At 60.2% G+C, this 18,128-nt stretch carries 18 protein-coding genes; 15 read left to right on the plus strand and 3 right to left on the minus strand.

Annotated elements, in window-relative coordinates; genetic code table 11:
* The first annotated feature begins 27 nt into the window (after positions 1-27).
* The 5 genes from HF257_RS17000 to HF257_RS17020 all read left to right on the plus strand — a co-directional run bounded on the left by HF257_RS17000 (position 28) and on the right by HF257_RS17020 (position 3,827).
* Positions 28-936: a LysR substrate-binding domain-containing protein gene (locus tag HF257_RS17000; RefSeq protein WP_185710015.1), complete on the plus strand. Its 909-nt coding sequence runs from the start codon at positions 28-30 to the stop codon at positions 934-936.
* A gap of 334 nt (positions 937-1,270) precedes the next feature.
* Positions 1,271-1,762 (plus strand): 5-(carboxyamino)imidazole ribonucleotide mutase, encoded by a 492-nt coding sequence (purE, locus tag HF257_RS17005; protein ID WP_003176980.1) that lies wholly within the window; start codon positions 1,271-1,273, stop codon positions 1,760-1,762.
* A gap of 11 nt (positions 1,763-1,773) precedes the next feature.
* Positions 1,774-2,859, plus strand: a complete 1,086-nt coding sequence (locus tag HF257_RS17010) for a 5-(carboxyamino)imidazole ribonucleotide synthase (RefSeq protein ID WP_088422012.1) — start codon at positions 1,774-1,776, stop codon at positions 2,857-2,859.
* A gap of 105 nt (positions 2,860-2,964) precedes the next feature.
* Complete coding sequence (locus HF257_RS17015; protein ID WP_017253508.1) at positions 2,965-3,210, plus strand: GlsB/YeaQ/YmgE family stress response membrane protein; 246 nt, start codon at positions 2,965-2,967, stop codon at positions 3,208-3,210.
* Positions 3,211-3,290: 80 nt separating this feature from the next.
* Positions 3,291-3,827: a DUF3299 domain-containing protein gene (locus HF257_RS17020; RefSeq protein ID WP_185710014.1), complete on the plus strand. Its 537-nt coding sequence runs from the start codon at positions 3,291-3,293 to the stop codon at positions 3,825-3,827.
* Positions 3,828-3,947: 120 nt separating this feature from the next.
* On the opposite strand, the gene HF257_RS17025 is transcribed toward HF257_RS17020, so the two are convergent.
* Together HF257_RS17025 and HF257_RS17030 are read right to left on the minus strand one after the other, a co-directional pair.
* Positions 3,948-4,847 (minus strand): D-hexose-6-phosphate mutarotase, encoded by a 900-nt coding sequence (locus HF257_RS17025; protein ID WP_185710013.1) that lies wholly within the window; start codon positions 4,845-4,847, stop codon positions 3,948-3,950.
* 57 nt (positions 4,848-4,904) lie between these two features.
* Complete coding sequence (locus HF257_RS17030) at positions 4,905-5,309, minus strand: acyl-CoA thioesterase (protein ID WP_003176975.1); 405 nt, start codon at positions 5,307-5,309, stop codon at positions 4,905-4,907.
* Positions 5,310-5,713: 404 nt separating this feature from the next.
* Between HF257_RS17030 and HF257_RS17035 the strand changes: the two genes are divergently transcribed.
* The 10 genes from HF257_RS17035 to HF257_RS17080 all read left to right on the plus strand — a co-directional run bounded on the left by HF257_RS17035 (position 5,714) and on the right by HF257_RS17080 (position 16,739).
* The gene (locus HF257_RS17035; RefSeq protein WP_185710012.1) at positions 5,714-7,003 is read left to right on the plus strand and encodes an MFS transporter; all 1,290 of its coding nucleotides are present in this window, start codon (positions 5,714-5,716) and stop codon (positions 7,001-7,003) included.
* A gap of 178 nt (positions 7,004-7,181) precedes the next feature.
* Entirely contained in the window at positions 7,182-8,168 is a 987-nt protein-coding gene (locus HF257_RS17040) for a phosphate ABC transporter substrate-binding protein PstS (protein WP_185710011.1), read from the plus strand.
* A gap of 385 nt (positions 8,169-8,553) precedes the next feature.
* Positions 8,554-10,587 carry an ABC transporter permease subunit gene (locus HF257_RS17045; protein WP_185710034.1) on the plus strand — a complete coding sequence of 678 codons (2,034 nt, stop codon included), beginning with the start codon at positions 8,554-8,556 and terminating at the stop codon, positions 10,585-10,587.
* Between the two features lie 15 nt (positions 10,588-10,602).
* Positions 10,603-12,273: a phosphate ABC transporter permease PstA gene (gene pstA / locus HF257_RS17050; protein ID WP_185710010.1), complete on the plus strand. Its 1,671-nt coding sequence runs from the start codon at positions 10,603-10,605 to the stop codon at positions 12,271-12,273.
* 192 nt (positions 12,274-12,465) lie between these two features.
* Positions 12,466-13,299, plus strand: a complete 834-nt coding sequence (pstB, locus tag HF257_RS17055; protein WP_185710009.1) for a phosphate ABC transporter ATP-binding protein PstB — start codon at positions 12,466-12,468, stop codon at positions 13,297-13,299.
* Positions 13,300-13,369: 70 nt separating this feature from the next.
* Positions 13,370-14,131, plus strand: coding sequence for a phosphate signaling complex protein PhoU (gene phoU, locus HF257_RS17060; RefSeq protein WP_010207581.1), 762 nt, complete (start codon positions 13,370-13,372; stop codon positions 14,129-14,131).
* A gap of 166 nt (positions 14,132-14,297) precedes the next feature.
* Positions 14,298-15,206, plus strand: coding sequence for a response regulator (locus HF257_RS17065; RefSeq protein ID WP_185710008.1), 909 nt, complete (start codon positions 14,298-14,300; stop codon positions 15,204-15,206).
* A gap of 187 nt (positions 15,207-15,393) precedes the next feature.
* Positions 15,394-15,717, plus strand: a complete 324-nt coding sequence (locus HF257_RS17070; RefSeq protein ID WP_185710007.1) for a type II toxin-antitoxin system RelE/ParE family toxin — start codon at positions 15,394-15,396, stop codon at positions 15,715-15,717.
* A 4-nt stretch (positions 15,718-15,721) separates the two neighbouring features.
* Positions 15,722-16,021 carry a helix-turn-helix domain-containing protein gene (locus tag HF257_RS17075; protein ID WP_185710006.1) on the plus strand — a complete coding sequence of 100 codons (300 nt, stop codon included), beginning with the start codon at positions 15,722-15,724 and terminating at the stop codon, positions 16,019-16,021.
* 55 nt (positions 16,022-16,076) lie between these two features.
* Positions 16,077-16,739, plus strand: a complete 663-nt coding sequence (locus HF257_RS17080; protein ID WP_185710005.1) for a M23 family metallopeptidase — start codon at positions 16,077-16,079, stop codon at positions 16,737-16,739.
* Positions 16,740-16,742: 3 nt separating this feature from the next.
* Here HF257_RS17080 and HF257_RS17085 read toward each other — a convergent pair whose 3' ends face one another.
* A complete protein-coding gene (locus HF257_RS17085; protein ID WP_185710004.1) occupies positions 16,743-18,083 on the minus strand; it encodes a hemolysin family protein in 1,341 nt (446 codons plus the stop codon).
* Between the last annotated feature and the right edge of the window lie 45 nt (positions 18,084-18,128).

Genomic DNA, 18,128 nt, shown 5'->3' on the forward strand with positions numbered 1-18,128 from the left:
AATGGTGCGTACCCGTGGGAGGAAGTAATGAACCTTGAGAGCAAATGGCTGGAAGACTTCAGCGCCTTGGCGGCTACCCGCAGCTTTTCCCAGGCGGCGGAACGGCGTTTTGTCACTCAGCCTGCATTCAGCCGACGCATCCGCAGTTTGGAAGCCGCGTTGGGCCTGACCTTGGTCAATCGCTCGCGTACGCCGGTTGAACTGACGGCGGCGGGGCAATTGTTCCTGGTGACTGCGCGCACCGTGGTCGAACAGCTCGGTGAAGTGCTGCGCCATTTGCATCATCTTGAAGGCGGGCAGGGCGAAGTCATGCAAGTGGCCGCCGCCCACTCCCTGGCGCTGGGCTTCTTCCCACGCTGGATCGCGCAACTGCGTAACGAAGGCCTGAATATCGCGACCCGATTGGTCGCCACGAACGTCGGTGATGCGGTGCACGCGCTGCGCGAAGGCGGCTGCGACTTGATGCTGGCGTTCTACGACCCGGATGCGGCGATGCAGATGGATTCCGAGATCTTTCCATCATTGCACCTGGGCAATACCGAAATGCTCCCGGTGTGTGCTGCCGATGCCGACGGCAAGCCGCTATTCGACCTGGAAGGCGAGGGCAGTGTGCCGTTGCTGGCCTACAGCGCCGGTGCGTTCCTGGGGCGTTCGGTTCATTTGCTATTGCGCCAACGTGCGCTGCGTTTCACCACGGTGTACGAAACTGCGATGGCCGACAGCCTCAAGAGCATGGCGCTGGAAGGCCTGGGGATTGCCTGGGTGCCACAACTGAGCGTGCGTGCCGAGTTGGCGCGTGGCGAGTTGGTGGTGTGTGGCGGGCCGCAGTGGCATGTGCCGTTGGAGATTCGTTTGTATCGCTGTGCGTTGGTGCGTAAGGCGAATGTGCGGCTGTTGTGGCGCAAGTTGGAAGGTGGGGCCGCACAGAGCACCTGAGGACGACGAAGATCAAAATGTGGGAGCGGGCTTGCTCGCGAATGCGCAGTATCAGTCACTGCATCGGGTACTGATCCACCGCATTCGCGAGCAAGTCCGCTCCCACATGATTTTCCAGTGTCTTGGGCTGACCTCGGAGTCAATAAAACCGCCACTTTGACCCGCTAGACAGATGGTCATCCAAGGGGCTGTTTATCTGGATTATTACGGTATACTGCGCGGCCTTCGGCCGGTTCAACCGGCCTTAATTCGTACAACAAGCCACGCCGGATTTCCCGCGTGGCTTGTTGTTTTTTGACGCGCCTGCGGGCGCCCAGAGAGAAGAGGCACGACGATGAGTGCATTGGTTGGCGTGATCATGGGCTCCAAGTCCGATTGGTCCACCCTTAGCCACACCGCCGATATGCTGGAAAAACTCGGCATTCCGTATGAAGTGAAAGTGGTCTCTGCCCACCGCACCCCGGATTTGCTGTTCCAGTATGCCGATGAAGCAGAATCCCGTGGCATCGAGGTGATCATCGCCGGTGCCGGCGGTGCAGCGCACCTGCCTGGCATGTGTGCGGCCAAGACCCACCTGCCAGTACTCGGCGTGCCGGTGCAGTCGGCGATGCTCTCGGGCGTGGACTCGCTGTTGTCCATCGTGCAGATGCCGGCGGGCATTCCGGTGGCGACCCTGGCGATCGGCAAGGCCGGCGCGATCAACGCCGCGCTGCTGTCCGCCAGCATCCTGGGCGCCAAGCACCCGCAGTTCCACGCGGTGCTGAAAAAATTCCGTGCTGAGCAGACAGACAGCGTGCTGGACAATCCAGACCCACGCATCGCCTGAGGTTGTTGACGATGAAAATCGGTGTAATCGGTGGCGGCCAACTGGGCCGCATGCTGGCCTTGGCGGGAACCCCGCTGGGGATGAACTTCGCTTTCCTGGACCCGGCGCCAGACGCCTGCGCAGCCGCTTTGGGTGAGCACTTGCGTGCTGACTACAGCGACCCGGACCACCTGCGCCAACTGGCTGATGAAGTCGACCTGGTGACCTTCGAGTTCGAAAGCGTCCCAGCCGAAACCGTGGCGTTCCTGTCGCAATTCGTGCCGGTGTACCCGAGCGCCGAGGCCTTGCGCATCGCCCGTGATCGCTGGTTCGAGAAAAGCATGTTCAAGGACCTGGGCATTCCCACACCGGCCTTCGCCGACATCCAGTCCCAGGCGGACCTGGACGCCGCGGTTGCCAGCATTGGCCTGCCGGCCGTGCTGAAAACCCGCACCTTGGGTTACGACGGCAAGGGCCAGAAAGTCCTGCGTACTGCGGCTGACGTGGTGGGCACCTTCGCCGAGCTGGGCAGCGTTGCCTGCCTGCTGGAAGGCTTCGTGCCGTTCACCGGGGAGGTCTCGCTGATCGCCGTGCGTGCCCGTGATGGCGAAACCCGCTTTTACCCGTTGGTGCACAACACCCACGACAGCGGCATTCTCAAGCTGTCCGTGGCCAGCACCGACCATCCTTTGCAGGCCCTGGCGGAAGATTATTCCAGCCGTGTGCTCAAGCAGCTGGATTACGTCGGCGTGATGGCGTTCGAGTTCTTTGAAGTCGACGGCGGACTCAAAGCTAACGAAATCGCCCCGCGCGTGCATAACTCCGGGCACTGGACCACAGAAGGCGCCGAGTGCAGCCAGTTCGAAAACCACCTGCGGGCGGTAGCGGGCTTGCCATTGGGTTCCACGGCCAAGGTCGGTGAGAGCGCGATGCTCAACTTCATCGGTGTGGTGCCGCCGGTGGAAAAAGTCATCGCGATTGACGACTGCCATCTGCATCACTACGGCAAGGCGTTCAAGGCTGGGCGTAAGGTCGGCCACGCCAACTTGCGCTGCAAGGACCGCGCGACGCTGGAAGCGCAGATCCTCAAGGTTGAAGCGCTGATCGCCGAGCAATAAGCCTGGCAGCGGCGGGAACCATTCGGTAACTGCCATCCTCTGATTGCAGGATGCCAAAGCCTGACTAGGCTTTGGCATAGCTCACTTCATTCAGAGGGAAATGCCATGGGTATCATCGGAACCATCTTTATCGGCCTGATCGTCGGCCTGCTGGCGCGTTTCCTCAAGCCCGGCGACGACAGCATGGGTTGGATCATGACCATCCTGCTGGGTATCGCAGGTTCCTTGGTCGCCACCTATGGTGGCCAGGCCCTGGGCATCTACCAGGCGGGCCAGGGCGCAGGCTTTATCGGTGCACTGATCGGCGCCATCGTGCTGCTGGTAATCTACGGCCTGATCAAAAAGAAATGATCTAAGCGACAAAGCCCTCTGCGCTGCGCAGGCGCAGAGGGCTAGAATGCCGGCACTGTTTCCTTGCTGAGCTGCTCCCCATGCGTCGTCTTCTGTTGACTCTTCTTTTGCTGGGCTCCGGCCTTGCGCACGCCGGCGAATTGCCGGAAACCGACTGGCTCGACCTGATGCCGCTTTCTGACCAGAAAGCCCTAGAAGCCATGCCCGAGATCGACCACAACTCCCCCGAAGCCCAGGGCACCTTTACCGACAAGGGCGGGCTCAAGCAGAGCAAAGGCCTGCCGGCGGTGATGTATTCCACCAAGACCGTGGCCGCCATGAACGGCAAGAGCATCCGCATCGGCGGTTACCCGGTGCCGCTGGAAACCGACGCCAAGGGTCGTAGTACGTTGTTCTTCCTGGTGCCGTATCCAGGGGCTTGCATCCATGTGCCGCCACCGCCGCCTAACCAACTGGTGCTGGTGCGTTATCCCAAGGGTTTGAAGCTGGATGATATCTACACGCCGCTGTGGGTTACGGGCACGTTGAAGGTGGAGAAGGTGAATAACGATTTGGCGGATGCCGCTTATGCGTTGGATGCGGGAAAGGTGAGGGTAGTGAAAGAGTCGGATCTCTAAAGTCTAGTGAAGATCAAATGTGGGAGCGGGCTTGCTCGCGAATGCGGTGGGTCAGCCAGCTCATCTGGTTCTGATACACCGCATTCGTGAGCAAGCCCGCTCCCACATTTTTAATTGGGTTTACAGGGCAGAACTTGTGATGCTCACACCCAGGGTATGGCTCTCACCCGGTGCCAACGCCACCACATCATCCAGCACATTCGCCGTCTCGATGCACAGCATGCCTGTCCAACCATCGTCTGCCATGTCATCGAAGGCCTTGGCGCGTTCGGTCCAAGGGTTCCAGATTACCGTGGACTTCGAACCCTGGCTGGTGAGCTGGATACGGCGTTGCCAGTCCTGGTCGATGATATTCAGTTGCGCTGGCGTGTCGAGGTAGATGCGGTCCGTCTCGGCGCTGAAATGCAGCAGCCCGCCTTGTTGCTTGGTCGCCCAGCCATCGGCGGTATCGATGTAGGTTCCACCGTCCAGCCCGTCAACCTGTACGTTGCGCACATCGCTCACGGCGAAGTAGGTATGCAGCGCCTGGCTGAGGGTGACGGTGTCGTTGCCACGGTTATGACTGGTCAGGCGGATATGCAGCTGGTCGTCCAGCAGCAGGCTCAGGGTCAGATCGACCTGATGGGGCCAGCCGGGGAATCCACCTGCCGGCACAGGCAACACCAGGTCGATGCGCAAGGCATCGCCTTCAAGCTCGGTTCCGGCCAACTCCCATAGCGCAGTGCGTACAAAACCGTGGGCACCCGCCGGTTGTTCGCTTTGGCGCATCGCCTTGACGCTTTGCGGGTTGCGATCAAACACACCGAACCACGGCCAGCACACCGGCACGCCGGTGCGAATGCCTTTGCCTTTCTTGAACACCGCTTCAGGGTTAGGCCAGATCAGCGGCTGCTCGCCATCACGCTGGTAACTGAAGATATGCGCACCCTGTTGGGCCACCTTCAATTCGGCGCCGTTGTGGCGGATGCGCCAGCAGTCCAGCTCGTCGATTTTCACGGTTTCAACGTGGGGCGTAGGCATGGCAACACTCTTCAATGGCAGGCAATGGGGCAATTGACCGTCAAAACCCGGCGAGGTTTAACGTGCGCGCGACGGTACCGAACGCGTGCGGCCACTGCCATCGATGGCGACGAATACGAACACCGCCTCGGTGACCTTGCGCCATTCGCTGGACAGCGGATCGTCGCTCCACACTTCGACCATCATCTGGATCGAGCTGCGGCCGATCTCCAGGGCCTGGGTATAAAAGGAAAGCTGCGCGCCAACCGCCACCGGCACCAGGAACGCCATGCGATCAATGGCCACCGTGGCAACACGCCCGCCGGCGACCTTGCTCGCCATGGCGGTGCCGGCCAAGTCCATCTGCGCGACCAACCAGCCTCCGAAGATGTCACCGAAACCATTGGTTTCACGCGGAAGCGCGGTGATTTGCAGGGCGAGGTCGCCTTGCGGGATAGGGTCTTCTTGTTCGAGTTCGATCATGCCGAGGGTGCCTCTGACCCGTGACGCTTCATGGGTATTTCAAGTGGATAGCCGTCTTTGGAAAAACGTTTCAGCACCAACATACACCGCGTGATACGTTTCTCGTAAGGCGTACTAAAAGGGAAACTCTGCCAAATCGGCTGGATGGCACCCAACGGCGTTTTGGCACAGCAGCCCCTCAAGACTGGGGTTCTAGCGCTTGCAAGGGCCGAGTATATCGAGACCCTGGCGCCACGACGACCTCCTGAGGCTCATTTGGTCGGCATTTGGCCGCTGTATCGCGGCTTTTTATGGCAACTGTGCTTCTGATGTGCTTTTGCAAGCGATTTGCTATCTTGCCCAACCCGCTATGGCCCTGCCAACACCTCGGGCTTGCCGTTCTGACTAATAAGAGAAGCCTTGCCATGTCCTCCGTGCCTGCAAGCAGTGCGCAACCGTCGCGCCCGCTGACCCGCAACGACTACAAAACCCTGTCGCTGTCTGCCTTGGGCGGGGCGCTGGAATTTTATGATTTCATCATTTTCGTGTTTTTCGCCACCGTGGTCGGAAAACTCTTTTTCCCGGTGGATATGCCTGAATGGCTGCGCATGATGCAGACCTTCGGCATCTTCGCCGCAGGCTACCTGGCACGCCCACTGGGCGGCATCATCATGGCGCACTTCGGCGACCTGCTGGGCCGCAAGAAGATGTTCACCCTGAGCATCTTCATGATGGCCGTGCCGACCCTGATCATGGGCCTGCTGCCGACCTACGCGCAGATCGGCCTATGGGCGCCGATCCTGTTGCTGTTGATGCGCGTCATCCAGGGCGCGGCGATTGGTGGCGAAGTACCGGGCGCGTGGGTGTTTGTCTCCGAACACGTGCCGCCACGTCATATCGGCTACGCCTGCGGTACCCTGACCAGCGGCCTCACCGCCGGCATCCTGCTGGGTTCGCTGGTGGCCACCGCGATCAACACGCTGTACACCCCAGCGGAAGTTTCGGACTACGCCTGGCGCATCCCATTCCTGCTGGGCGGCGTGTTCGGCCTGCTGTCGGTGTACTTGCGCCGCTGGCTGCATGAAACGCCGATCTTCGCCGAGATGCAGCAACGCAAGACCCTGGCCGCCGAACTGCCATTGCGTGCGGTACTGCGCGACCACCGTGGCGCTATCGTGCTGTCGATGCTGCTGACCTGGCTGCTGTCGGCCGGTATCGTCGTTGTCATCCTGATGACCCCGACCGTGCTGCAGACCGTCTACCACTTCACGCCGACCATTGCCCTACAGGCCAACAGCTTGGCCATCGTCACCCTGAGCCTGGGTTGCATTGCGTCCGGTGCCCTGGCCGACCGATTCGGTGCGGGCCGCGTGCTGGTGGTGGGTTGCCTGCTATTGCTGTGCAGCTCCTGGACCCTGTATCACAGCCTCATCGAACACCCGAACTGGCTGTTCCCGCTCTACGCCCTGACCGGTTTGTTCGTCGGTACTATTGGCGTAGTGCCGTACGTCATGGTCAAAGCCTTCCCGCCCGTGGTGCGTTTCAGCGGGCTGTCGTTCTCCTATAACGTCGCCTACGCCATTTTCGGTGGCCTGACGCCGTTGGCAGTATCGCTGCTGATGAAGGAAAGCCCGATGGGCCCAGCCTACTATGTCGCTGCGCTGTGCCTCATGGGGATGGTCGTCGGCGGCTACTTGTGGAAGCGCTCCCGCTAGGTTTTTGATGACGATCGCTCCCGCGCCCTGCGTGGGAGCGATGGCAATTCCCCGCTTTATCCCTTCTCCCGCCGATAGTGGCCTTTCATCTAACTGTCACATTGCGGACATAGAGTGTTCACACGGCCTCCCGATACTTGGCCCCGATCCAACTATCCCTATCTGCTAGGAGCAAGGCATGAAACTGAAACGTTTGATGGCGGCAATGACTTTTGTCGCTGCTGGCGTTGCGACCGCCAACGCGGTGGCCGCTGGTGTTGACCCGGCAATTCCGGCTTACGTTAAGACCACTGGTGTGTCGGGCAACTTGTCCAGCGTCGGTTCCGATACCTTGGCTAACCTGATGACCCTGTGGGCTGAGGGTTACAAAAAGGAATACCCGAACGTCAACATCCAGATTCAGGCCGCTGGCTCCGCCACTGCACCTCCTGCGCTGACTGAAGGCACCTCCAACCTGGGCCCGATGAGCCGCAAGATGAAGGACACCGAACTGGCAGCCTTCGAGCAGAAGTACGGTTACAAGCCTACCGCCATCCCGGTTGCCGTGGATGCCCTGGCTGTATTCGTACACAAGGACAACCCGATCCAGCACCTGACCATGGAACAAGTCGACGCGATCTTCTCCTCGACTCGCCTGTGCGGTGGCAAAGCCGACGTGAAAACCTGGGGTGACCTGGGTGTGACCGGCGACCTGGCCAACAAGCCAGTACAGCTGTTCGGTCGTAACTCGGTATCCGGCACCTACGGCTACTTCAAAGAAGAAGCCCTGTGCAAAGGCGACTACAAAGCCAACGTGAACGAACAACCAGGCTCGGCTTCGGTCGTGCAGTCCATCAGCTCCTCGCTGAACGGCATCGGTTACTCGGGCATCGGCTATAAGACCGCCAGCGTGAAGACCGTTGCTCTGGCTAAAAAGGGCAGCACTGACTTCATCGAAGACAGCGAAGAAAACGCCCTGAACGGTAAATACCCGCTGTCGCGTTTCCTCTACGTTTACGTCAACAAAGCCCCAAACAAGCCTCTGGCCCCGCTGGAAGCTGAGTTCGTGAAACTGGTTCTGTCCAAACAGGGCCAGGAAGTTGTAGTGAAAGACGGCTACATCCCACTGCCAGCCAAAGTGGCCGCCAAGGCCCTGGCTGACCTGGGTCTGAAAGAAGGCAACTAAGTTGCCTGGGCGAGGCCGGTAAACCGGCCTCGCATCCCCCTTTTTTCACCCGCTGCCAGCTCTGCTACGCGGCGGCTTTGTTGCGTCACTGCATTGTCATCTTTCTGTCATACAGGATCGCTAGGGTGTGCGCATGAATGATCTGGCCAATTCCACCATGACGACGACTTCTCCCCCCAAGCGCATTGATTTCAATACGCCTGAGCTGCAACGCAAGCGCCGCATTCGCGCGCTCAAGGATCGCCTGACGCGTTGGTACGTACTGGTTGGCGGCCTCGCCGTCCTCGGTGCCATTACCCTGATCTTCTTCTTCCTTGGTTATGTGGTTGCGCCGCTGTTCCACGGTGCCTCGCTGACCAAGGAAGACACCCTGACGCCGGCCTGGATGCAAGACGCCGGCAAGCCCTTGATGATCTCCATGGAGGAGCAGAACCAGGTCGCCATGCGGGTTTCCGACAAAGGCCAGGCCCTGTTCTTTGCAGTCGATACCGGTGCTGAGCTCAAGCGTGTCGACCTGCCGCTTCCCGCCGGCGTGAGCGTTGCCTCCATCGGTGAAGACCAGCCGGGCAGCCCGCTGGTGATCCTCGGTTTGTCCAATGGCCAGTCCCTGGTGTTCCGTCACACCTATAAGGTGTCCTACCCGGACGGCAAGAAAACCATCACCCCGGCGATCGAATATCCCTACGGCGAAACGCCGATCGTGCTGGATGACGCCGGTCGCCCGTTGGAGCATGTCGCTCTCAACGCCACCGATTCCTCACTGGTGGTCGCCGGTTCCGCCGGGTCGCACTTGAACGTGCTGTCGCTGACCCGCGAAGAAAACATGATGACTGGCGAGGTCACCAGCGAGCAAAAGCGCATCGACCTGCCGCAAATGACTGAACCGGTGAAGGCGATCTTCATCGACCCACGCCAGCAATGGCTGTACGTGATTAACGGTCGCGCCCTGGCAGACGTGTTCAGCCTGCGCGACAAGAGCCTCAATGGTCGCTACAAACTGCTGGAAGACGGCACTGCCGAAATCACCGCCAGCACCCAGCTGGTGGGCGGCATCTCGCTGATTGTCGGTAACTCCAAGGGCGGCCTGGCCCAGTGGTTCATGGCCCGCGACCCAGATGGCGAACAGCGCTTCAAGCAGATCCGTACCTTCCAGATGGGCAGCGCACCGATCGTGGAGATCACAGCCGAACAGCGCCGCAAAGGCTTCACCGCCCTCGACGCTTCCGGCAATTTCGGCGTGTTCCACAGCACCGCCCACCGCACGTTGCTGGTAGACCCAGTGGTCGACGGCCAGGGCGTATTCGGCCTGTCGCCACGGGCCAACCGCGTGATCGTGGAAGCCGGCGGCAAGCTGCAACCGCTGCTGCTCGACAACCCGCACCCGGAAGTGTCATGGAGCGCGTTGTGGAGCAAGGTCTGGTACGAGAACTACGACGAGCCTAAATACGTCTGGCAATCGACCGCTGCCAACACCGACTTCGAACCGAAAATGAGCCTGGCCCCGCTGACCTTCGGCACCTTGAAGGCCGCGTTCTACGCCATGCTGCTGGCCGCACCCCTGGCGGTTGCCGCCGCGATCTACACCGCGTACTTCATGGCCCCGAGCCTGCGCCGCAAGGTCAAGCCGGTGATCGAACTGATGGAAGCGATGCCGACGGTGATCCTCGGCTTCTTCGCCGGCCTGTTCCTGGCGCCCTATGTCGAAGGGCACTTGCCGGGCATTTTCAGCCTGTTGATGCTGCTACCGATTGGCATCCTGGTGGCGGGTTTCATCTTCAGTCGCCTGCCTGAGTCGATTCGCCTGCGCATTCCCGATGGCTGGGAGAGCGCGATCCTGATCCCGGTCATCCTGTTTGTGGGCTGGCTCTCGCTGTACATGAGCCCATACCTGGAAACCTGGTTCTTCGGCGGCGACATGCGCATGTGGATCTCCCATGACTTAGGCATTACCTACGACCAGCGCAACGCCCTGGTAGTCGGCCTGGCCATGGGCTTCGCGGTGATTCCGAACATCTACTCCATCGCCGAAGATGCCGTGTTCAGCGTGCCGCGTGGCCTGACCCTGGGCTCCCTGGCGCTCGGCGCTACACCGTGGCAAACCATGACTCGCGTGGTCATCCTCACGGCAAGCCCGGGGATCTTCTCGGCGCTGATGATCGGCATGGGCCGCGCCGTCGGCGAGACCATGATCGTGCTGATGGCCACAGGTAACACGCCGGTGATGGAGATGAACCTGTTCGAAGGCCTGCGCACCCTCGCGGCCAACGTCGCGGTGGAAATGCCCGAATCGGAAGTGGGCGGCAGTCACTACCGCGTGCTGTTCCTCTCGGCGCTGGTGCTGCTGCTGTTCACTTTCATCATGAACACCCTCGCCGAGCTGATTCGTCAGCGTCTGCGCAAGAAATACTCGTCGCTTTAAGAAAGGTAGAAGTCTGTGAAACAGAACTCCCTGAATGGATGGTTCAAGAGCGGCGCTCCCGGCGTCTGGATCAGCGGTGGCGCGGTGTCCATCGCGGTCATCATGACCATTGGTTTGCTGGCGGTGATTGCCGTGCGTGGCCTGGGCCACTTCTGGCCGGCCGACCTGATCCAGGCCAACTACAATGTCCCCGGCCAGGAAAACCATATCGTCATTGGCGAAGTGGTGCAGAAAGAAGAAGTGCCGCGTGAACGCCTGAAAAGCGCGGGCCTGCCGGTGCCGGACCAAGGCCCGGAATTCATGACCCGCGAGCTGATCAAGGTCGGCAACCGCGACCTGAACGGCAACGACTTCACTTGGATCGTCGGCGAGTGGTTGAAGGACCAGACCAAGCCTGCCGACCTGATGGCCATCGAGCGGCGTGAGTGGGGCAACTTCTACGGCACGTTGGTCAACGTCAAGCAGGATGGCAAGGTCATCGCTGAAGGTGCTGCGGCCTGGCCGGAGCTGCAAGCCCGTGTCGAGCGCGTGAACAAGCTGGCTGCCCAGCTCAAGACGTTGGAAAAAACCGACATCGGTGCGATCAACGCCGGTCTTGAACGCATCCGCCTGCACGGTCGCAAGCTGGAGCTGGAAGGCAAGCTCGACGCCGCCGCCCAAGCTGACATGGATGCCGACCGTGCCGAGCTGAACGCCCGCTACCAGGACATCGAAGCACGCCTGACCGACCTCCACACCCAGTTCAACCGCGACGCGCTCACGGCCCGTGACGGCAATGGAAAGGAAGTGGAAATCGGCATCGGCAAAGTGGTGCACGCCTACCAGCCGAACGCCATGGGCACCTTCACCAAGATCGGCTTCTACTTCAGTAAGGTCTGGGAATTCCTCAGCGACGACCCACGGGAAGCCAACACCGAAGGCGGGATTTTCCCGGCCATCTTCGGCACCGTGATGATGACCCTGATCATGGCGATGATCGTGACGCCGTTTGGTGTGCTGGCAGCGGTGTACCTGCGTGAATACGCCAAGCAGAACGCCCTGACCCGTATCATCCGCATTGCGGTGAACAACCTGGCCGGTGTACCGGCCATCGTCTACGGCGTGTTCGGCCTGGGCTTCTTCGTGTATGTACTGGGTGGCTCGGTTGACCGCCTGTTCTTCGCCGAAGCCCTGCCGGCGCCGACCTTCGGCACGCCGGGCCTGCTGTGGGCCTCGCTGACCCTGGCACTGCTGGCGGTGCCGGTGGTGATCGTGGCCACCGAAGAAGGCTTGGCGCGCATTCCGCGCACCGTGCGTGAAGGTTCCTTGGCACTGGGCGCGACCAAGGCGGAAACGCTGTGGAAGATCGTGCTGCCCATGGCCAGCCCGGCGATGATGACCGGCATGATCCTCGCCGTGGCGCGCGCCGCTGGCGAAGTGGCGCCGCTGATGCTGGTAGGTGTAGTGAAGCTGGCGCCGTCGCTGCCGCTGGACGGCAACTACCCGTACCTGCACCTGGACCAGAAGATCATGCACCTGGGCTTCCATATTTATGATGTCGGCTTCCAGAGCCCCAACGTCGAAGCGGCACGGCCATTGGTGTACGCCACTGCCTTGCTGCTGGTGCTGGTGATCGCCACGCTCAACTTGTCGGCGGTGTGGATTCGTAACCACCTGCGTGAAAAATACAAAGCGTTGGACAGCTAATTGAAGTGAACGCGGACCCAATGTGGGAGCGGGCTTGCTCGCGAAAGCGGTGTATCAGAAACACATGTTCTGCCTGACACACCGCTTTCGCGAGCAAGCCCGCTCCCACACTGGACCGCGTTACACACAGATTTTTGAGTAAACCGCCACAGGCGGTTCAACGAAACGAATTGGTAGCACAGGGAGCATCCCATGCAACACGACACCCACACCCACGGCATCAACATGTCTGCCCTGGGTCGCGACAAGCAGAGCCTGAGCCTGGCCCAGGAAACCGTGGCCATCGAAGTGCCGGGTCTGAGCCTGTACTACGGTGAAAAACAGGCGCTGTTCGACGTCAGCATGAACATCCCCAAGCAGCGTGTGACCGCCTTCATCGGCCCGTCGGGCTGCGGCAAGTCCACGTTGTTGCGTACCTTCAACCGCATGAACGACTTGGTAGACGGTTGCCGTGTTGAGGGCGCCATCAACCTCTACGGCACCAACATCTACCGCAAGGGCGAGGATGTGGCCGAGTTGCGTCGACGTGTGGGCATGGTATTCCAGAAGCCGAACCCATTCCCCAAGACCATCTACGAAAACGTGGTCTACGGCCTGCGCATCCAGGGTATCAACAAAAAGCGCATCCTCGACGAAGCCGTGGAATGGGCGCTCAAGGGCGCGGCGCTGTGGGACGAAGTAAAAGACCGCCTGCATGATTCGGCACTCGGCCTGTCCGGCGGCCAGCAGCAGCGTCTGGTGATTGCACGTACCATCGCCGTGGAGCCGGAAGTCCTGCTGCTCGACGAACCTTGCTCGGCACTCGACCCGATCTCGACGCTGAAAGTCGAAGAGCTGATCTACGAGCTCAAGTCCAAGTTCACCATCGTTATCGTGACCCACAACATGCAGCAGGCGGCGCGGGTTTCCGACTACACCGCGTTCATGTACATGGGCAAGCTGGTGGAGTTTGGCGATACCGATACCCTGTTCACCAATCCGGCGAAGAAGCAGACCGAAGACTACATCACCGGTCGCTACGGCTAGGAAGCTGTGGTTCTCATTGCACTGACGCTGCGGTTCTCCGCACCTTACCGGACGCTCCAAGGACGCCAACATGATTAGCAAAGAAGGCCTTACCCATCACATCTCCGCGCAGTTCAACGCCGAGCTTGAGGAAGTGCGCAGCCACCTCCTGGCGATGGGCGGGCTGGTGGAGAAGCAAGTCAACGACGCCGTCACCGCGCTGATCGAGGCCGACTCGGGCCTGGCCCAGCAAGTGCGTGAGATCGATGACCAGATCAACCAGATGGAACGCAACATCGACGAAGAATGCCTGCGCATTCTCGCCCGTCGCCAGCCGGCGGCGTCCGACCTGCGTTTGATCATCAGCATCTCCAAGTCGGTGATCGACCTGGAGCGCATCGGTGACGAAGCCACCAAGATCGCCCGCCGTGCCATCCAGCTGTGCGAAGAAGGCGAGGCGCCGCGCGGTTACGTGGAAGTGCGCCATATCGGCGACCAGGTGCGCAACATGGTGCGCGACGCGCTCGACGCATTCGCCCGCTTCGACGCCGAACTGGCGTTGTCGGTGGCGCAGTACGACAAGATCATCGACCGCGAATACAAGACTGCCCTGCGTGAGCTGGCCACCTACATGATGGAAGACCCGCGCTCTATCTCGCGGGTCTTGAGCATTATCTGGGTGCTGCGTTCCCTGGAGCGGATCGGCGACCACGCCCGCAATATCTCGGAACTGGTGATCTACCTGGTTCGTGGCACCGACGTACGGCACATGGGCCTCAAGCGCATGAAGGCCGAAGTTGAAGGCTCGGCTGATCTAATCCCTAATGTTCCGGGCGAATCTGACGATAAGTAAGATTGCCCGAGAAAATAACGCCCGGCCTTTGGTCGGGCGTTTTCGTTTGTGGCAGCTGATTTTGCGTCTTGGGCTAAATAAAGTCCGAACGTGACTGCAGAGTTTTTGGCAAAATGCCATCAGTCAGGCGTAGTGCGTGCCGAGGTTTTTATAGGATGAAGGGTCGATGAGCAAAGTCAGTGTATTGGTGGTGGATGACGCCTCGTTTATCCGCGACCTGGTGAAGAAGTGCCTGCGCAACTACTTCCCCGGGATCAAGCTTGAAGACGCGGTGAACGGCAAAAAGGCCCAGGCCATCCTGATGCGCGAGAGCTTCGACCTGGTGCTGTGCGACTGGGAAATGCCAGAGATGTCCGGCCTTGAGCTGTTGACCTGGTGCCGCGAGCAGCCTCACCTCAAAGCCATGCCGTTCGTGATGGTGACCAGCCGTGGCGACAAGGAAAACGTGGTGCAGGCCATCCAGGCTGGGGTTTCTGGCTACGTCAGCAAGCCGTTCACCAACGAGCAGTTGCTGAACAAGGTCAAGCAGGCCCTGCACAAGATCGGTCGCCTGGACGCTTTGGTCGCCAGCGCACCGACCAAGATGAACTCCGCGTTCGGCAACGATTCGCTGAGCGCCTTGACCGGCGGCAAGCCCGAAGCGGTCAAGTCCGCCCCTGTGGCGGCCGCTGCTCCGGCACCCAACAAAGGCCTGCTCAACAGCCCGCCCGTACAGGCACCTGCGGTATCGCCAGCGAGTGGTCGTGGCCAGGGCCAGTTGCGGCTGTCCAGCGGTAACCAGCAATGCGTGATCAAAGGCTTGAGCATCAAGGAAGCGCTGCTGGTGGTGCGTCGCGGTGAAGTCCTGCCCCAGGTACTGGAAAGCGCCGTACTCGACCTTGAGCAAGGCGACAACGCCGAAGTCGCACGTCTCAACGGCTACCTGCACGCCGTTGTGGCCTACGAGCCCAAGCCCGACAGCGACTGGCTGCAACTGACCTTCCGGTTTATCGACCAGGATGCGCAGAAGCTCGACTACATCTCCCGCCTGATCGCACGCGGTACCGCACAGAAGCATTTTGTGCCGGGTGCGTAAGCCCCTGAATATCGGGAATCAACCGGCGGTCTGATTCCCGGTGCTGGGCTTGATTTATATCTGTTTCGATATAGCCTTCCGTTAACGCCTCTGCGTTATCGAGCCTTTGCTATGCCTTGAAACAAAGCCCCGATCCCTGTGGTTGAATCGTCGATTACGCTTTTTCTTTCCAGGAAAGGAGAAGCCGATGCCAAGGCACAAGGATGTGGTGTTTCTAGGAAGCTCGCTCAAGGATCTCAAAGCGTTCCCGCTTGATGCCAAAAGGGCAGCAGGTTTTCAGTTGGATCTCTTGCAGCAAGGTGAGCAGCCCTTTGATTGCAAGCCGATGAAAACCATTGGGCGGGGCGTCAGTGAGATTCGGATTACAGAGGAGTCGGGAGCGTTTCGTGTGTTCTATGTGGTCAACCGGCCTGAAGCCGTTTATGTGCTGCACGCGCTGCGCAAAACCACACAGAAAACCGAAGGGCGGGATATCGAATTGGCTCGCGCCAGATTGCAGGAGTTAGGGTAATTCCATGAAAAATCAAAAATTTGACGGCGAACGCTTCAGTAACGTTTGGGATGCTCTGGAAGAGTCACCCCAGCAAGCCGCCAATATGCGGCTGCGTTCGAAACTGCTCAGGGAATTGTGCCAGACCATTCGTAGCTGGGAGCTTTCTCAAAAAGATGCAGCGTGCAGGCTGGGCATCAGTCAGCCCCGACTAAACGACGTCCTCACTGGCAAGATCGACAAGCTCTCTCTGGATGCCCTGGTCAATCTGTCAGCGGCTGCCCAAATGGACGTGGATATTTGTTTCAACGGGCTGCCGGCCTAAAGTTGTCATCAAACCTCGTTAACCTGCCGTTCAGTCATCCCGGCAGGTTTACGCCATGCTCATGCGCTTTTCGCTGTGTTGCGCACTGGTGATCGTCGCTACCACGACCCAGGCCATGACCCTCTACAAATCCACCGATGCCAATGGCGTGGTGTTTTTCAGCGACCGGCAAACGCCCGGCGCCCAGGCGTTCGTGATCCAGGAGCGCAAGGTCCAGCGGCCTGTTTTCGACCGGCCAAAAACCGCGTATCCACAGCAAGCCTACCGCTACGCCTTCCCCTGGCGCGGCGGCCCTTTCCGCCTGACCCAAGGCCCCAACGGCAGCTTCAGCCACACCGATGCCAAGAGCCGCTACGCCATGGACATCGCCATGCCCGAAGGCACGCCGATCATTGCGGCACGCAGCGGCGTGGTGGTGAAAACCGAAAATGAACAGAGTGGGCGCGGCAGTGATGCGTCAGGGAATTTCGTGCGGGTGAAGCATGATGACGGCACCGAGGGCGTGTACCTGCACCTCAAGCAAGGTTCGGTCGGTGTCAGGGTGGGGCAGCGTGTGGCGGTAGGCAGCCCGCTGGGGTTGTCGGGCAATACCGGCAACAGCAGCGGGCCTCATTTGCATTTTGTGGTACAGCGCGCCACCGAGGCGGGGCTGGTGTCGATCCCGTATGAGTTCAACCAGCCGGTGGGGGCATTGCCCAACTTTGCGTTGGGCAATTAAAGGTCAGTTCAGCAGCAGGACTTTGGCCAATACGATCTTCGGCCCTTTCATCTTCTTGATGATGATGCGCAAGCCTTCCACTTCCAGCACTTCTTCCTCTTCCGGCACCCGTTTCAGGGTTTCGTAGATCAGTCCGGCCAGGGTCTCGGCTTCAATGTGGTCCAGGTCGATGCCCAGCAGGCGTTCCACCTTGAACAGCGGCGTGTCGCCACGTACCAGCAGCTTGCCCGGCTGATAGGCCAGGATGCCGCGCTCGGCCTTGCGGTGTTCGTCCTGGATATCGCCCACCAGCACTTCCAGCACGTCTTCCATGGTCAGGTAGCCGATGACCTTGCCGTCGGCTTCTTCCACCAGGGCAAAGTGCGCGCCGCCTTTGCGGAACTGCTCCAGCAACTGCGACAGCGGCATATGCCGCGACACGCGCTCCAGCGGGCGGGTCAGCTCGGCGAGGTTGAACGATTCGGGGATGTGATCCAGGGCCGCCAGTTCCAACAGCAGGTCCTTGATGTGCAACAGGCCCACGAACTCGTTGCGCACCGCGTCATACACCGGGTAGCGGCTGAATTTGTGACGGCGGAACAGCGCGAGGATTTCCTTGAGCGGGGCGTTGAAGTCCAGGGTCACCAGGTCTTCCCGAGAGTTGGCCCAGTCCACCACTTCCAGCTCGCCCATTTCCACGGCCGAAGCCAGTACGCGCATACCTTGGTCGCTCGGGTCCTGGCCACGGCTGGAGTGCAGGATCAGCTTGAGTTCTTCGCGGCTGTAATGGTGTTCGTGGTGCGGGCCAGGCTCGCCTTGGCCAGCGATGCGCAGGATGGCGTTGGCACTGGCGTTGAGCAGGTAGATCGCCGGGTACATGGCCCAGTAGAACAGGTACAGCGGCACAGCGGTCCACAGCGACAGCAGCTCGGGCTTGCGAATAGCCCAAGACTTGGGCGCCAGTTCACCGACCACGATGTGCAGGTAGGAAATCACGAAGAACGCCGCGAAGAACGACACGCCCTTGATCACCTCGGGCGACTCGACGCCCACGGCACCCAGCAACGGCTCAAGGATGTGCGCAAAGGCCGGCTCACCGACCCAACCCAGGCCCAGGGAGGCGAGAGTGATACCCAGCTGGCAGGCCGACAGGTAGGCGTCGAGCTGGCTGTGTACGGTGCGCAGGATCTGCCCGCGCCAGCCGTTGGTGTGGGCGATGGCCTCGACCCGGGTGGAGCGCAGTTTGACCATGGCAAATTCCGCCGCAACGAAGAAACCGTTGAGCAGTACCAGGATCAGTGCAAAAAGAATCATGCCGAAGTCGGCGAAGAGTGTAGCGAGGGTAATACCAGGGGAAGGGTCCATGATGGGGTTTTGCAGGTTCCGTGTGTTCAATAAGGGGTGACAGGA

The organism is Pseudomonas cremoris (assembly GCF_014230465.1).

Bases quoted from the DNA above. Each gene is read 5' to 3' on its own strand.
- HF257_RS17010 (WP_088422012.1), top strand. From the start codon at position 1,774: ATGAAAATCGGTGTAATCGGTGGCGGCCAACTGGGCCGCATGCTGGCC.
- purE (WP_003176980.1), top strand. From the start codon at position 1,271: ATGAGTGCATTGGTTGGCGTGATCATGGGCTCCAAGTCCGATTGGTCC.
- HF257_RS17075 (WP_185710006.1), top strand. From the start codon at position 15,722: ATGAAAAATCAAAAATTTGACGGCGAACGCTTCAGTAACGTTTGGGAT.
- HF257_RS17015 (WP_017253508.1), top strand. From the start codon at position 2,965: ATGGGTATCATCGGAACCATCTTTATCGGCCTGATCGTCGGCCTGCTG.
- HF257_RS17080 (WP_185710005.1), top strand. From the start codon at position 16,077: ATGCTCATGCGCTTTTCGCTGTGTTGCGCACTGGTGATCGTCGCTACC.
- HF257_RS17035 (WP_185710012.1), top strand. From the start codon at position 5,714: ATGTCCTCCGTGCCTGCAAGCAGTGCGCAACCGTCGCGCCCGCTGACC.
- HF257_RS17000 (WP_185710015.1), top strand. From the start codon at position 28: ATGAACCTTGAGAGCAAATGGCTGGAAGACTTCAGCGCCTTGGCGGCT.
- HF257_RS17085 (WP_185710004.1), bottom strand. From the start codon at position 18,083: ATGGACCCTTCCCCTGGTATTACCCTCGCTACACTCTTCGCCGACTTC.
- HF257_RS17040 (WP_185710011.1), top strand. From the start codon at position 7,182: ATGAAACTGAAACGTTTGATGGCGGCAATGACTTTTGTCGCTGCTGGC.
- HF257_RS17070 (WP_185710007.1), top strand. From the start codon at position 15,394: ATGCCAAGGCACAAGGATGTGGTGTTTCTAGGAAGCTCGCTCAAGGAT.
- pstB (WP_185710009.1), top strand. From the start codon at position 12,466: ATGCAACACGACACCCACACCCACGGCATCAACATGTCTGCCCTGGGT.
- HF257_RS17020 (WP_185710014.1), top strand. From the start codon at position 3,291: ATGCGTCGTCTTCTGTTGACTCTTCTTTTGCTGGGCTCCGGCCTTGCG.
- HF257_RS17045 (WP_185710034.1), top strand. From the start codon at position 8,554: ATGCAAGACGCCGGCAAGCCCTTGATGATCTCCATGGAGGAGCAGAAC.
- HF257_RS17025 (WP_185710013.1), bottom strand. From the start codon at position 4,847: ATGCCTACGCCCCACGTTGAAACCGTGAAAATCGACGAGCTGGACTGC.
- HF257_RS17030 (WP_003176975.1), bottom strand. From the start codon at position 5,309: ATGATCGAACTCGAACAAGAAGACCCTATCCCGCAAGGCGACCTCGCC.
- phoU (WP_010207581.1), top strand. From the start codon at position 13,370: ATGATTAGCAAAGAAGGCCTTACCCATCACATCTCCGCGCAGTTCAAC.
- HF257_RS17065 (WP_185710008.1), top strand. From the start codon at position 14,298: ATGAGCAAAGTCAGTGTATTGGTGGTGGATGACGCCTCGTTTATCCGC.